Source organism: Streptomyces doebereineriae (genome assembly GCF_031845645.1).
GTDB classification, from domain to species: Bacteria; Actinomycetota; Actinomycetes; order Streptomycetales; family Streptomycetaceae; genus Streptomyces; species Streptomyces canus.
The window spans coordinates 529,976-544,808 of sequence record NZ_JAVREZ010000005.1; the positions used below are offsets into that span (position 1 = coordinate 529,976).

Annotated in this window: 10 protein-coding genes and 1 pseudogene; 5 read left to right on the forward strand and 6 right to left on the reverse strand. The window is 70.7% G+C overall.

The genetic code is table 11. The annotated features are described in order from the left end of the window. Window positions 1–17: 17 nt before the first annotated feature. The 3 genes from RNB18_RS18700 to RNB18_RS18710 are packed head-to-tail and all read right to left on the reverse strand — an operon-like array spanning window position 18 to window position 7,247. Window positions 18–3,983, reverse strand: a complete 3,966-nt coding sequence (locus RNB18_RS18700) for a type I polyketide synthase (RefSeq protein ID WP_311715203.1) — start codon at window positions 3,981–3,983, stop codon at window positions 18–20. After that, window positions 3,980–5,680, reverse strand: coding sequence for a fatty acyl-AMP ligase (locus tag RNB18_RS18705; RefSeq protein WP_311715204.1), 1,701 nt, complete (start codon window positions 5,678–5,680; stop codon window positions 3,980–3,982). The genes RNB18_RS18700 and RNB18_RS18705 overlap by 4 nt, the downstream gene beginning before the upstream one ends. 25 nt (window positions 5,681–5,705) lie before the next feature. Beyond that, the gene (locus tag RNB18_RS18710) at window positions 5,706–7,247 is read right to left on the reverse strand and encodes an acyl-CoA carboxylase subunit beta (RefSeq protein ID WP_311715205.1); all 1,542 of its coding nucleotides are present in this window, start codon (window positions 7,245–7,247) and stop codon (window positions 5,706–5,708) included. Window positions 7,248–7,756: 509 nt separating this feature from the next. On the opposite strand from RNB18_RS18710, the gene RNB18_RS18715 reads away from it, so the two are divergent. From RNB18_RS18715 to RNB18_RS18725, 3 genes are all read left to right on the forward strand, one after another. Further along, window positions 7,757–8,191: a DUF485 domain-containing protein gene (locus RNB18_RS18715; RefSeq protein WP_311715206.1), complete on the forward strand. Its 435-nt coding sequence runs from the start codon at window positions 7,757–7,759 to the stop codon at window positions 8,189–8,191. Next, entirely contained in the window at window positions 8,185–9,777 is a 1,593-nt protein-coding gene (locus RNB18_RS18720; RefSeq protein ID WP_311715207.1) for a solute symporter family protein, read from the forward strand. Before RNB18_RS18715 ends, RNB18_RS18720 begins: the two co-directional genes overlap by 7 nt. Before the next feature lie 107 nt (window positions 9,778–9,884). Further along, window positions 9,885–10,553: a YceI family protein gene (locus RNB18_RS18725; RefSeq protein ID WP_311715208.1), complete on the forward strand. Its 669-nt coding sequence runs from the start codon at window positions 9,885–9,887 to the stop codon at window positions 10,551–10,553. Between the two features lie 72 nt (window positions 10,554–10,625). Here the strand turns inward: RNB18_RS18725 and RNB18_RS18730 are convergent, their stop codons facing one another. Both RNB18_RS18730 and RNB18_RS18735 read right to left on the reverse strand, forming a co-directional pair. Next, entirely contained in the window at window positions 10,626–12,023 is a 1,398-nt protein-coding gene (locus RNB18_RS18730; protein ID WP_311715209.1) for a cytochrome P450 family protein, read from the reverse strand. Window positions 12,024–12,181: 158 nt separating this feature from the next. Next, window positions 12,182–13,300, reverse strand: coding sequence for a glycoside hydrolase family 53 protein (locus RNB18_RS18735; protein ID WP_311715210.1), 1,119 nt, complete (start codon window positions 13,298–13,300; stop codon window positions 12,182–12,184). 226 nt (window positions 13,301–13,526) lie between these two features. On the opposite strand from RNB18_RS18735, the gene RNB18_RS18740 reads away from it, so the two are divergent. Then, window positions 13,527–13,832 (forward strand): helix-turn-helix domain-containing protein, encoded by a 306-nt coding sequence (locus RNB18_RS18740; RefSeq protein ID WP_311715211.1) that lies wholly within the window; start codon window positions 13,527–13,529, stop codon window positions 13,830–13,832. A gap of 112 nt (window positions 13,833–13,944) precedes the next feature. On the opposite strand, the gene RNB18_RS18745 is transcribed toward RNB18_RS18740, so the two are convergent. Next, on the reverse strand, window positions 13,945–14,235 hold the full coding sequence (locus tag RNB18_RS18745) for a cupin domain-containing protein (RefSeq protein ID WP_311715212.1): 291 nt from the start codon (window positions 14,233–14,235) through the stop codon (window positions 13,945–13,947). 162 nt (window positions 14,236–14,397) lie between these two features. Between RNB18_RS18745 and RNB18_RS18750 the strand changes: the two are divergent. After that, window positions 14,398–14,833, forward strand: a pseudogene (locus tag RNB18_RS18750) (RNA-guided endonuclease TnpB family protein); the annotation flags it as partial.

Below are 14,833 nucleotides of genomic sequence, written 5' to 3' on the forward strand. Positions count from 1 at the left end.
CTCTCCTCGGATCACGTTCAGCGGGTCCCTTCGGCGAGCTCGCGTCCCAGACGGGCGGCGATCTCGTCGACGTGCGGCGGGTCGAGCAGCGACAGGTGGTGTCCCGCGATCGGCACGACGGTCAGGCGCGGGCACACCTCGTCCCAGCCCAGTGTCTGGTCGTCGCGTTCGTAGGCGGGGTCACGCACGGTGTGCGGAGCGGGCTCCGTGGCCCGGTACAGGACCACCCGCCCGTCGTGACGGCCCGGCCGGTGGGCCTCGCCGATCCTCAGGTCGAGGTAGGAGGACCGCTGGTGCTCCAGGGCGGCGGGCGGCACATCGGCGGACGCGCGCAGGATCTCCAGCACGGTGTCGATGCGTTCTCCGTCGTCGTCCATCGCGACGAGGTCGTCGTACGGCAGCTCGAGCCGGACCCCGTAGGCGTCGCGGACGTGTCCGGCGAACCCCTCGAAGTGGGCGCGCATCCGTTCGGCCGGTGTTCGGTCCGGCTGGGGGAGGGGGCGTACGGAGTCGATGAGGACCGCGAGCTCCACGTCCCGCCCCGCTGCGGTCAGTTGCCGCGCGATCTCCTGGGCGACGAAGCCGCCGAAAGACCAACCGCCCAGCAGACAGGGCCCGTCGGGGTGGACGGCTGTGATGGCCTCGGCGTAGCGGCGCGCCTTCTCGGTCACCGTGGGGGCGTCTTCGAGGCGTTCGAGACCGTACACCGACAGCTCGTCGCCCAGCCGTTCGGCCAGTGCCCGGTAGACGTCGGTCGTTCCGCCGGCGGCGTGCACGAGGAAGAGCGGGGGACGGCCGCGGGTGACGCGCAGCGGGCGTACCGGCCCCGGCCGGACACGGTCGGCCACGTCTTGGACGGTGGTGGCGCCGAGCAGGCCGCGCAGCGGCAGCTCGATGCCGAAATCGCGCTCGACGGCGGTGCGGATACGGACCGCCATCAGCGAGTCGAGCCCGAGGTCGGCCAGCGCGGTGGCGGGAGCGACCCGGCCCGCGGGGTGGCCGGTGACCGTGGCGATGTGGTGGCACAGGCGGGCGGCGACGGTGGTGTCCTCGGGCACCTCGGCCCGAACCGTCGCAGATGGCGCTCCCGGAACGTCGGCAGGCACCTCGGTCCGCACCTTCGTGGGTGCCGACCCGCGCCCGTCCGTCCACCAGTGCCGCGCGTGCTTCCAGCGCGGCGCGGGCAGGTCGACGACCCGCCCCGGCGGCAGCGGCAGCCGTCCGCCCGCGCAGTACAAGGTCCCCACCTGCGTGAGGAAGTCGGAGCATCCGTCGGCCTCCCGCCGGAGCGAGCCGATGGTGAGGGCACCGGGCACGTTGTCGGTGATGGCCCGGGCCAGGACCGGGTGCGGCGAGATCTCGACGAAGGCGGTGTGACCGTCGGCGGCGGCCGCGGCGACGGCCCGATCCAGCCGCACGGGCCGCCGCAGGTTCGCGGCCCAATGAGCGGCGTCGAAGACACCGTCGCCGCGCGGGTCGTCCAGGACGGTGGAGTACACCGGCACGAGGGGCGCTCTGCCTCCCACGTCGGCCAGGGACTCGGCCAACTCCGCGAGCAGCGGCTCGACGTGGGGCGAGTGCCCGGCACCGACGACCCGCATGGACCGAGCCGCCCGCCCTTCCCGCTCCAGCCACCGCACGAGCCGCGCCACCGCCGGTTCCTCACCGGTGACGACCTTTTGCCCGGGCGAGGAGTGAACCGCGACATGCACACCGGGGAAGTCCCGGGCCAGCGCGTCGAGTTCACCGTCGTCCAGGTCGACGACCGCCATGGCCCCGCCCTGCAGCCTGCTGAGCAGTCCGGCCCGTACGGCGACGATCCGGGCCCCTTCCGACACATCCAGCGCACCCGCGCACACTGCGGCGGCCACTTCGCCCAGGGAGTGGCCGATGACGGCGGCGGGCTCGACGCCGTAGGAACGCCACAACTCGGCCAGCGCCACCTGGAGTCCGAACAGAACGGGCTGGGCCACCTCCAGCCGGTCGAGTTCGCTCCCGGACGCGAGACGGTCGTACAGGGAGAGCCCGCACTCCGCGTCGAGCTTCTCCACGGCGGCGGCGAAGGCGGGCTCCTCGGTCAGCAATCGGCGCCCCATCCCCACCCATTGGCTGCCGTACCCGGAGAAGACCCAGACCGGGCCCGGACCCACGAGATCACGTTCACCGGTCACGACGTGCCCGTGCGGTCGCCCCTGCGCCAACGCGTCGAGGCCGTCCGCGAGTTCGTCACGGTCCCGTGCGACCACCCCGGCCCGCACCCCTCCGCGGCCGGTCCGTCCGGCCAGCGTGCGCGCCACGTCGGCGGGATGCGCGGCCGCCGTCCGGAGCCAGTCGGCGAGCCGTGCCGCGGTGTCCCGCAGCCGCTCCTCGTCCACGTCGGACAGGAGATGGAGCCGGGCCCCGGGCTCCTCGCTCCGTCGCGCGGGCAGCACGCCGGGTCGCCATTCCTCCAGCACCGCATGGGCGTTGGTGCCGCCGAACCCGAACCCGGAGACCCCGGCCGTGGCGGTGCCGCCGTAGCGCGGCCACGGTTCGTCCTCGGACACCACCCGCAGCCGTACGTCGTCCAGCGCGCTGCCCTCGGAGCAGTGCAGGGAGGGTGGGATGACGTCGTGGTGCAGTGCGAGGACGGTCTTGACCAGCCCGGCGATGCCCGCGGCGGACTCCAGGTGCCCGAGGTTCGACTTCACGGAGCCGAGGAGCAGTGGCTGGTCGGGGTCGCGGCCCGCCCCGAGGACGGCGCCGAGCGCGCCCGCCTCGATCGGGTCGCCGAGCGGGGTGCCGGTGCCGTGCGCCTCGACGTAGTCGACGTGGGCGGGGGTGAGCCCGGCCCGGGCGTACGCGGTGGTCAGGAGGGCTTGCTGGGCGGCCGGGTTGGGGGCGAGGAGACCGTTGGAGCGGCCATCGGAGTTGACGGCCGTGGCGCGGATGACGGCGAGCACCCGGTCGCCGTCCCGCTCGGCGTCGGACAGCCGCTTCAGGAGCACAGCCGCGCAGCCCTCACCGCGGCCGATGCCGTCGGCGTCCGGTGAGAACGGCTTGCACCGGCCGTCCGGCGCGAGGGCGCCCGCCCGCCGGAACGCCACGGTGACGGTGGGAGAGAGCAGCAGGTTGACGCCCGCGGCGATCGCCGTGTCGCTCTCGCCCGTGCGCAGGCTCACGCAGGCGTGGTGCACCGCGACGAGCGAGGAGGAGCAGGCGGTGTCCACGGCCATGCTCGGTCCACGGGTGTCCAGCACATACGCCAGCCGGCCCGCGGTCACGCTCAGCGCACCGCCCGCCGGCGCCCAGGGATCGACGGCCGCCGGGTCGGCGCCGGTCAGCGAGCCGTACTCCGGGGCGGAGACCCCGACGAAGACACCGGTGGCCGTGCCCGCGAGGGACGCGGCCGGGACGGCGGCATGGGCGAGGGCCTCGTGGACGACCTCCAGGAGGATCCGCTGCTGCGGGTCCATCACGGCGGCCTCGCGCGGGGTGATCCGGAAGAAGTCCGCGTCGAACCCGGCGATGTCGTCGAGGTAGCCGCCGTAGGGGAGCGCGTCCTCGGGCGGGAAGGGGGTGAAGTCGCGCCAACGGTCCTCCGGGACCCGTCCGATCGCGTCGACGCCGTCGGTCAGCAGCCGCCAGTAGTCGGCCGGGCCGTGCACGCCGCCGGGGAGACGGCAGCCGAGCCCGATGACGGCGATGGGCTCCGAGGTGGGTGGAGCCACCGTGGCGGGCGCCGGCGGCGTGGTCGGCGACGGCGTGCGGCACAGGTGCGCCACCAGAGCCTCCCCGGTGGGCGCCTCCCACAGCAATGTCGCCGGCAGCTGCCGTCCCGTCAGCCGGGAGAGTTCCCCGGCCAGCACGACCGCGTCCCGTGAGGACATGCCGAGATCCGCCAGCGGCCGGTCCATCGCAACCTCCGCGACGGGCGTACCGGTCCACGCGGCGACCCGCTCGGCGACCAGGCGGCGCACCGCACCCGCGTCCACGGCCCTCACGCGGCGCCGTCCGCCGCGTAGGCACCCGCCAGATACCGCTCGCGTGTCAGCGCCCGCGACACCTTGCCGCTCGACGTCCGCGGTACCGTGCCCGGCGGGACGAGCAGGACGTCGGCGAGGCGTACCCCGTGCCGTCCGGACACGGCCGCACGCACGGCCCGTACCAGAGCCGGTACGTCGATCTCGGCGAGGCTCGTGGTCCGCGTGTGTTCGGCCACCACGACCACCCGCTCACCGGAGCCGCCAGCGACACCGAACGCGGCGAGCCGGTCGCGCCGGACCGCCGGATGGGTGTCCTGGACGGTGGCCTCCAGGTCCTGCGGATAGTGGTTGCGTCCGTCGACGACGATCAGGTCCTTCAGCCGACCGGTGACGATCAACTGCCCCTCCAGGACCGTTCCGAGGTCACCGGTGCGCAGCCGGCCGTCGGTTCCGAAGACGCGCCGGGTCTGCTCTTCCTGGTTCCAGTAGCCGCGGCCCACGTTGGGACCGCGCACCTGGATCTCACCGACCTCGCCCTCGGACAGAAGGGCCCCGGAGACGGGATCGACGATATGGACCTGCTGCCCCGCCGGAGTGCCGCAGCCCGCCAGCAGCACGGCCCTGGGGTCGTCCGGTCGTGCGGGCAGCGCCTTGCCCTCGGCGAGCGCGTCCCGGTCGAGGGCGAAGCGCCGCAACGGTTGCCCGGGCCGGGCGGCGCTGACGAAGACGGTCGCCTCGGCGAGCCCGTACGAGGGACAGTGGGTCTCCGCGACCAGCCCCTGACCGGCGAAGGCCGCCTGGAACCTGTCGGCCGTGCCGGGGCGGACCGGCTCGCTGCCGTTGATCAGCGCGACGACCCGGTCCAGCCGCAGATCCGTCTTCTGCGCGTCGGTCACCGCCGAGGCGCAGTAGTCGTAGGCGAAGTTCGGTGCCGCGCTCAGCGCGCGCGGATGCGCGGCCAACAGCCGCAGCCAGCGCGCGGGTTCGTGCAGGAAGGCGACCGGATCCATGAGCACCGACAGCAGCCCCCGCACGACCGGGGCGGCGATACTCAGGACGAGCCCCATGTCGTGGTACAGCGGCAGCCAGCCCACGCACGTCACCGGATGGGCATCGGCGCCGTAGGCGCTCAGCGCCTGACGGGCGTTGGCGACGACATTGGCGTGACTGATCTCCACGCCCGCCGGAGTACGGGTCGAACCGGACGTGTACTGGAGATAGGCGACCTCCGCGTCGGCCGGCTCCAGGTCTCTCGCGGCGGCGTCCGGGACCTGGTCCACCGCGACGACCCGGTCGCACAACTCCTGCACCTCACCCAGGTGCCGGCTCGTCGTCACGACGACCGAGGGACGCGCGTCGGCCAGGACAGCCGTCAGCCGGTCCCCCTGACCCGGCAGACCGGGCGGATACAGCGGTACGGCGATGAGGCCGGCGGCGAGCGTCGCCAGGAACCCGGTGACGTACTCCAGCCCCTGGGGGCACAGCAGCGCGACCCGCGCCCCGGGCTCGGCCTCCTCGGCGAGCCGGGCGGCCACCGCCCGCACGCGCACGTCGAGCCGGCGCCAGGTCAGCGTGCGGTGGACGCCACGCGAATCCGGGGCGGGATGGTCGACGAAGGTGAACGCCCTTCGGTCGGGGGTGGTTCGGGCCCAGTGGTGTACGTACTCCGGCAGGCTCCGGAACGCGGGGGCGAGCGGGGGACGGCGGTTGTCCATCGGGCAGGTCTCCTCGCGAGGCAGGTCAGAGCGGGATGTTGCCGTGCCGGCGCTCCGGCATCGGGGAGCGCTTCCCGCGCAGCGCGCGCAGGGCACGGCAGATGTGGTCACGGGTGTCGCGCGGGGCGATCACGGCATCGACGTACCCGCGCTCGGCGGCGAGATAGGGCGTGCCGTGCGTGCTCTCGTACGCGTCCACGAGCTGGGCCCGCAGCGCCTCGGGATCCTCGGCGGCGGCGAGTTCACGCCGGTGCAGGACGCCCACCGCGCCCTCGGCGCCCATCACCGCGATCCGTGCGGTGGGCCAGGCGAGGTTGATGTCGGCGCCCAGGTGCTTGGAGCCCATCACCGCGTACCCGCCGCCGTATGCCTTGCGCACCACCACCGTCACCTTCGGCACGGTCGCCTCGGCGTAGGCGTACAGCAGCTTGGCGCCGCGCCGGATGATCCCGGCCTGCTCCTGCCGCACCCCGGAGAGGTAGCCCGGCACATCGGCGAAGGTCAGCAGCGGAATGCCGAACGCGTCACAGAACCGTACGAAACGCGCCGCCTTCTCGGATGCGTCGATGTCCAGCACGCCGGCCGCATGCGACGGCTGGTTGGCGACGACGCCGACGGGCGCCCCCTCGACGAGCGCCAGCGCACAGATGATGTTCGGCGCGAACAGCTCCTGGACCTCCAGGAGTTCACCGTCGTCGACGACCGCCCGCAGGATGTCCCGCATGTCGTACGCCTGCCCGAGCCGGTCCGGCACGATTTCGTCGAGCGGCACGTCGGCGGGCGGTGGCAGGGGGGCGTACTGCGGCGGCCGCTCCAGGTTGTTGGCGGGCAGGTACGACAGCAGCTCCCGTACGGTGTCCAGGGCCTCCGTCTCGTCGGCGGCGAGGAAGTGGGCGTTGCCGTTGAGGGAGTTGCTGGTGCGGGCGCCGCCCAGCTCCTCGGCGCTGGTGCGCTCCCCGGTGACCGCCTCGATGACGTCGGGACCGGTGACGAACATGTGCGAGGCGCCGTCCACCATCACGGTGAAGTCGGTGATGGCGGGGGAGTACGCGGCCCCGCCGGCACACGGGCCCAGGACGACGGAGATCTGCGGGATCACCCCGGACGCCTGGACGTTGCGGCGCACCAGCTCGGCGTAGAGGGCGAGCGAGACGACGCCCTCCTGGATGCGGGCGCCGCCACCGTCGTTGAGCCCGATGACCGGGCATCCCGTCCGGAGGGCGAGGTCCATGAGGGCCACGGTCTTCTGGCCGAAGGCCTCCCCCATGCTGCCGCCGAAGACCGCGGAGTCCTGGGCGAACACGCAGACGGCACGGCCGTCGATCGTGCCGCACCCGGTGATCACCCCGTCCCCGTAGGGACGACGGGCACCGTCCCCGGTGGGCCGGGCCCGTACGAACAGACCGGTCTCGGTGAACGAGCCGGGGTCCAGCAGCAGGTCGATCCGCTCCCGGGCACTGAACTTGCCACGTCTTCTCGGCCCGTTCCCCGCCACGGCCTGCGCCCGGCGGGCCTCGAGCGCGAGGACGCGGTCGGCGGTGCGGTCCGGCAGACGTGTCGTCGTCACCTCTAGTGTCACAGCCACCTCCGAAGTGGCCTTCGAATATGGCAGCGCCCCCGCGGCGGGCCGAGCCCAACGCCGTTCTGTTTGCGCGAGGTGAGTCCTGAGGGGCCGGCCTTAGTCCGTGCGTGACAAGGGCCTGTGCGTGACGTGGAACGCCCCCTGTGCACTGCATTTGAGACAACCTGGCCGGAGGGAAGGTGCAGACCTATTCGGGAGGTCGGCCTTTTCGCAGGCTGCCGGACGGCGGGTACGAGTATCGAAGCACGTGAATGAGTCAGCTCCCCGATTCGGTTCGACCGGCCGGTTGATAGTTCAACGGGGGCGCTGCAACAATCCCGGTCCTGGCCTCGTCGCCACCCCCGACTCCCCGGCCGACCGCCTCACCAGGCTTGTCGTCAAGCGCGAATTCGAATCACGTGAATTCCAGATTCACGACCCCCCACAAGTCCGTACGAGCACGACTCCGGCGTGCCTTTGATGCCACGACCGGCGCGGCAGTAAAGAAGGTGCATGTGTCACGGCACTCCACGGGGCTCGGCGGGCCGCCGCCCCCCTACGAAACGGGCCCCGAACCGGCGGACCGGCAACCGGTGTCCCGCGAGCCCGCGTATCAGTCCCTGCGCCGCAGCCACCGCCGCTTCGGTGTCCGGGCCACGGCCGTCGCCGTCGGCGGGTTCCTGCTGTACGTCCTGCTGTCCAGCTTCGTGCCCGGCCTGATGAACACCTCCGTGAGCGGCCATCTCACGGTCGGACTGGCGCTGGGCCTTGGGCAGTTCGTGCTGATGGGCGTGATCGTGTGGCGCTACCTCGTGCACATGCGCACCCGGGTCACCCCGGTGGTCCGCGGTCTGCGCGGGCTGGTCCGCCACCACGAGACCGCGGAACGCGAACGCACCGCCTTCGAGGCACGCACGGCCCCCCGCGGTGAGGAGTACCGCCCATGGTGACGCTCGGCGCCCCCGTCGTGGACCGCCTCAGCCTGCAGCTGACGCTCGTGCTCTTCCTGTCCGTGGTCGTGGTGACCCTCTTCACCGCGTTGCTCACCGCACCCCAACGCGACGAGATCGGCGAGTTCTACCTCGGCAACCGCGCCATGTCCCCGCTGCGCAACGGACTGGCCATGTGCGGCGACTACCTGTCGGCCGCGACCCTCCTGGGCAGCACCGGCCTGGTCGCCCTGACCGGCTACGACGGACTGCTCTACCTGTGCGGCACCGCGGTCGCCTGGATGATGGTCCTGCTGCTGATCGCCGAACCCCTGCGCAACACCGGCAAGTTCACCCTCGGCGACACCCTGGCCGTACGGCTGACGCGTATGCAGCGGCCGGTCCGCCTCGCCCTGGCCCTGTGCACGCTGGCCGTCACCACCCTCTACCTGGTCGCCCAACTCGTCGGCAGCGTCGCCCTGTTGACCCAGTTCACCGGTGAACCCAGCGCCGCCACCCGCACCCTGTGCGTCATCGTCATCGGCACCGTCGTCATCGTCTACGCCGCCATCGGAGGCATGCCCGGCGCCACCTTCATCCAGGTCGTCAAGGCGGTCATGCTCATCTGCGGCGTCACGGTGGCCGGCGTGATGGTGCTCCACCGCTTCGACTGGAACTTCGAGAACCTGCTCGCCGCCGCCGCGGACAACAGCGGACACGGCGCGCGGTTCCTGGAGCCCGGACTGCGTTACGGCGCCAGTGCCACCAGCAAACTCGACTTCTTCAGCCTGCAGTTGGCCATCGTGCTCGGCCTCGCCGCTCTCCCGCACGTGATGATGCGCCTGCTTGCCCCGAAGTCGGTCGATGTCCTGCGCACCTCGGTCGTGTGGGCCATGGGCCTGGTCAGCCTCGTCTGCCTGGCAGCAGGCATCCTCGGCCTCGGCGCCGCCGCGGTCCTGGGCAGCGACACCATCGCGGAGAACGACCGCACGGGCAACGCGGCCGTGCTGCTGCTGGCGCACGAACTGGGCGGCGCCATCCTGACCGCCCTGCTGTCCTGTCTCGCCTTCGTCACCCTCCTCGCGGTCGCCGCGGGCCTCACCCTGGCCGCCGCCTCCTCGCTCGCCCACGACCTCTATGGCGAGGTGATCCGCAAGGGCAGGGCGACGGAGACGGAAGAGCTGGCCGTGGCCCGGCTCGCGGCGGCCGTCATCGGCATCCTCGGCATGTTGCTCGCCCTGATCTCCTGGGGTGCCAACTCCGCGACCCTCGCCTTCCTCGCTTTCGCGATCGCCGCCTCCGCCATCCTCCCGACCCTCGTCTACAGCCTCTTCTGGCGGCGGTTCACCGCGCAGGGCGCCCTCCTCAGCCTCTGCGGCGGCCTGCTCACCTCGGTCCTCCTCGTCGTCTTCTCCCCGGTCGTCAGCTCCGTCCCCGCCTCGCTCTACCCGGACGCCGATTTCGCCTGGTTTCCCTTGCAGAATCCCGGAATCGTCTCCATTCCGGCCGGTTTCCTCCTCGGCTGGCTGGGCTCGATACTCAGCCCGCCGGAAACGAAGGAGACATACGAGGACTTCGAAGTGCGCACCCTCGTCGGGGTCGACTAGCTGATTTCCCCCCACCTTCAGGGAATCGTGTGACGAATGCGTGGATATTTCGTCGACGGCAGATCATGGCTTGCGGCAACAACTCCCGTGCAGTAATTAGGTGATGTATGAACTTGTTCAACCGTGGCACCCCGTTCCGTCGCGCGGACCGCACGGAACCCGCCGCCGTCGCCCAGCCCCCCACCGGGTCGTCGGCCACTGCCACAGCCGTCCTTCCTGATCCTGGACTGGCGGCCCTGACCGGGGAATGGGCCATCGACCCCGCACACAGCAGGATCGGCTTCTCGGTACGCCACGCCATGGTGACCACCGTGCGCGGGGCGTTCCTGGAGTACCAGAGCCGCCTCTACTTCGACGGCCGCGACCCGTCCCGCTCGAAGGCGGAGATCGTCATCTCCACCGGGAGCGTCGACACCGGCGTGGAACAGCGCGACGGCCACCTCGTGGGCCGTGACTTCCTGGACGCCGCGACCTATCCGCGCATGCGGTTCGTCAGCACCGCCGTGGAAGCGGTCGGCCCCGACGTGTACCGCATGAGCGGCGACCTCACCATCAAGACGACCACCCGCCCCGTGGTCCTGGAACTCACCTACATAGGTCATGTCACCGACCCGTTCGGCTACCAACGGGCCGGCTTCGACGGCACCACCACCATCAACCGCTCCGAATGGGGCCTGACCTACAGCACCAGGCTCGCCGAGGGCGGCGCCATGGTCAGCGAGAAGGTACGCCTTCAGTTCGACATCGCCGCGATCCGCACACCTCCGGCCGGCTGACCGGGCCCTACCGCGAAGAGCGGGCCACGAACTCCTATGAGTTCGTGGCCCGCTCCGGTGTTCCAGGGGCCGTCAGTGCCCGCGCACCAGCCCCGCCAGGTAGCGCCACAGCGACGAACGCGGTCGTACGGCGGTCTCGTCGGCCGGAGCCGAGCCGACCGGCGCGGGGAGGACCGGGGGAGGGGGCACCGGCAGGGCCGCCGCGTCGGAGAGGGTGTAGCGCACCGGGAGTGACCGCAGACCCCGCATGAACGGTGAGGAGCGCCAGGGCAGTTGGTCGACGGGCAGTGACAACTCCAGCCCGGACAGCCGCTCGAAGAGCCTGCTCACACCGATCGCCGCCGCGCCACCGGCCAGTTCCCGGGCCGGACACTGCCGTGGGCCCGCGCCCCAGGACAGATGTGCCCGCGTGCTGATGGTCGACTCGGGGCAGACCTTGCCCGCGAAGGCCGGGTCCGCGTGCGCGGCGCCGACCGAGACCCACACCGGATCGCCCGCCGCGATGGTGTACTCGCCGAGCCGCATGTCGGTCAGCGGGAACCGCGGCACGAAGTTGATCAGCGGGGGCTTCTGCATCACCACCCGGTTCATGGTCTCCCTGATGAGCCCCGCCGACAGACTGGCGCTCGCGGGGAGGTTCCCGGTGATGACCTCGACGACCGTGTTGGAGATCAGGATGCCGACATGGTCCGACGTCATCCCGAGCAGCATCATCAGCTCGCGCGACAACTCCTCGACGCTCAGCCCGGGATGGGAGGCGAGCAGGTAGGAGGGGAAGTCGTCGCCGGGTTCCTTCATCTTCGACGCGCCCAGCTCCGACAAGGTCGCCAGCAGCCGCTCCAGCGCGGGCCCCGCGTCCGGCCCCGCGTCCAGCACCCGCCACATGTCCATCAGCGCGTCGTCGTGCTGCGAACCGGGGAAGCCGAGCAGGTGACTCGCCACCATCAACGGCAACGGCCGCGCGAACTGCGCCGACAGATCGGCCCACCCCGTGCGCCCGCCCTGCGAGAACAGCGTGATCAGCTCGTCGGCGTCACGGGTGATCTTCGCCTTGAGCCGCTTGGCCACCGGATGCCGGGGATCCTGGAACGGCCGGAGCGCGGTGTCCCAGGCCACCCGAAGGCCCCGGTAGCCCTCACCGCCCTGGATCAGCACGTGGTTGACGTCCAGCGAGGGCGCGAGGGGCCAGTCCTCGGGGAGCCGCCCTTCCCGCCGCGCCCGCCAGTTCTCGAGCCCCTTCGGCCAGGCGTGGTCGTCACGGAGAACCTGGAACGCCTCCTCGTAGCCCAGCACGAGCCAGACGGGCACCCCCAGCAGGTCGACCGGCGCGACCGGGCCGTGCGCCCGGCGCAGGCGCTCGTACACGATCGCCGGATCCCGTTCGTAGTCGCGGGTCATGAGCGGTTCGAGACTCATCGACTCCAGCGACCCGTGACCGGCTGCCGATCCGCTGTTCAGTTGGACCCCCATGGCTTCCTTCCCTCGGTCAGGCGCTACGCCAGAGTAATGTGACCCGCTGCGCTGCCCTCATGGCGGGGGGTGATTATCGCCCCGGCGCTCCGTGAAGCCGGAGGAACGACGAACGGCACCGCCCGGCGGCGGTGCCGTTCCTGGGTCCAAGTCGTCCCTTACGGGGTCCACTTGATGTTCGGGTTCACATTTCCGGTCCAGTTGAAGACGGCCATGTTGTCCCAGCCGTTGCCGCTGTTGTTGATGTTGGTCGGGTCCCATCCGTTGCCGGTCACCGCGTACCAGGTGGGCTCCCAGTAGAAGACCCCGATCGCGCCGTTGCTGCGGGCGGCGTTCTGCACGGCGGTGAAGTTGTCCGCCTGTCCCTGCCAGCTGAGCGGATAGCCCGAGCAGCCGCTTGTTATGGAGTTGGCGGTGCTGTCGGCGTTGGCCGAGGTGAACGGGTACGCCGTCTCGGCGATGATGACGTTCTTGCCGTAGCGCGACTTCATGTCGGCCACGACACTGCCCATGTTGGCGATCGTGCCGTGCCACGGGCAGTAGTAGGACAGCCCGGTGATGTCCCAGTTGACGCCCTTGGCCTTGATGCCGTCGTAGAACCAGCGGGCGTTCGAGTCACTGTCGGCGTCGGCGGTGTGGATGATCACCTGGGTGCCGCTGTTGCACGCCTTGGTCGCGTTGTAGCCCGACTTGAGCAGCAGACTGAGGTTGGTGAAGTCGTTGTTGACGACCTTGCCCTCGTTCCACAGCATGCCGACGTTGATCTCGTTGCCGATCTGCACGCTGTCCGGGGTGGTGCCCTGCGACTTGAGGCTGTTGCAGACGTCGTACGTGTAGTTGTAGACGTCGGTCTGCAGCTGGCTGATGTTGTGGCCGGCCCACGCCGCGGGCTTGTTCTGGTTGCCCGGGTCCGCCCAGGTGTCCGAGTAGTGGAAGTCGACCAGCAGCTTGAGCCCCTTGGCCTTCACCTGCTTCGCGTACGACAGCACCTTGGCCTTGTTGTTGTAGCCGCTCGCGGGGTTGTTCCAGACCCGCAGGCGGACGTAGTTGACGCCGAGGCCCTTGAGGATGTCCAGCGGGTCCTTGGCGGTGCCGCTCGCGTCGTAGTACTTGGCACCGAGGTCGAGGGCGCGCTGGGCGGTCGACACATCGGCACCGAGCATGGTGAGCGAACCGGCGGCAGAGGCGCTGGGCGTGGTGAGCAGGGATGCGGGCAGGGCGAGGGCCACCAGGAGCATGGCGGCTCTCACGAGGCGGCGCGGACCTTTGACGGTCATCCCGACCTCCTTGTCTGACATGACCATGTGGATGATTTCCGTGAACGTTCACAGTAGGAGGTGCTGCAGGCGCTGTAAATACATGTGTCGGCAGCATTTCTTCGAGGTTAGAGCGGTGCCAGTCGGGAGGTCGGATTGTGTACGTACACAGATATCGCGTGAGGGCGCTTCATTCTCTATGCGTTTACCGCATAACCGGTGCGGCTGGAGTGGTAGGTTCCGCACCATGCGGATGACGCTTGACGAGCGGGTGCGGTCGGCGGTGGCCGCGCTGCTGTACGCGACCGGTGAGTCGCAGACGGAACTGGCCGCCGCTCTGGGCGTGAGCCAGGCGCAGGTGAGCCGCCGTCAGTCCGGAACCGCCGCCTGGAGCCTGGCCGACTGCGACGCGGTGGCCGCGCACTACGGCATCGACCCGCTGGACCTCCTGGCCGGCCCCACCCGGGCCACGGAGACCCTGCCCGCGCAGCGCCGCCGCGTCGCCGGACGTGGTCCGCGCCCTGCGGCCACTCGGGACGGCAGAGCCCGATAGCCGTGCGTGCCGGATCGGTGGTGGGAGCGGTTGGACGGGCGGTGCCGTCCGTTCCGGGCCAACTCCCACCACCCGCGCCCTGCAGGTCAGCCGAGGGTCTCGGCCGCCTTGGTCATCGGCCCGCCTGCCTCACCGGTATTGATCGTTCCCGCCGGTTCGAACAACAGGATCGCGGTCTCCTCGTCCGCCAGGGGACATGTTCGACTCCACGGGGAACCACGAACAACTCGCCAGGTTCCAGCACCACGTCGCCGTCCCTGAGCTGGATGGTGAGCCGCCCGCTGATGACCAGGAACGGTTCATCGGTGTCCTCGTGGGTGTGCCAGACGAACTCCCCCTTCAATTTGTTTCTTGCGAGGAACCCCGGGCATTCATGCCCGGGAGGAATCGCATCCTGAGTCATGCGGCGCGGAGCGCCGCAGCGCCATGATGTCTGCCCGGCCGCGGAGCGGCTGGGCCTCTCGTTCGCTCAGGGCGCTGACACACGACCGCGTGTGTCACTCGTTCAGGTGATCCACTTCGAACGTGCAGTGGTCTGTCGTGCGGGTGTATACGTTCGGTGCTTGTGAAGCTGGTGGTGCAGGTCAGGCTGCTGCCGACGCCCGAGCAGGCGGCGGCACTGGAGGCAACCCTGCACGCCTGCAACGAGGCCGCCTCCTGGGTGAGCGAGGTGGCCTTCGCGCGCGGTGAGTTCAAGAACTTCCCCTTGCGCAAGCACACTTACGACTCCGTCAAGTCCCGTTGGGGGCTGGGCGCGCAGGCAGCCCAGCACGTCATCAAGAAGACGTGTGATGCGTACACCACGTTGAAGGCGAACCTGAGGGCCGGAAACCTCGGCAGGCCCGGCTCCACGCGCTACCGCCGGGCCGCCGACAAGCCAATCTCCTTCCGCCCGCAGGGTGCGCAGCCTTACGACGACCGGATGCTGTCCTGGCAGATCCCCGGCCGCACGGTGTCGATCTGGACCACCGGCGGGCGGGTCAAGAGTGTGGCGTTCACCG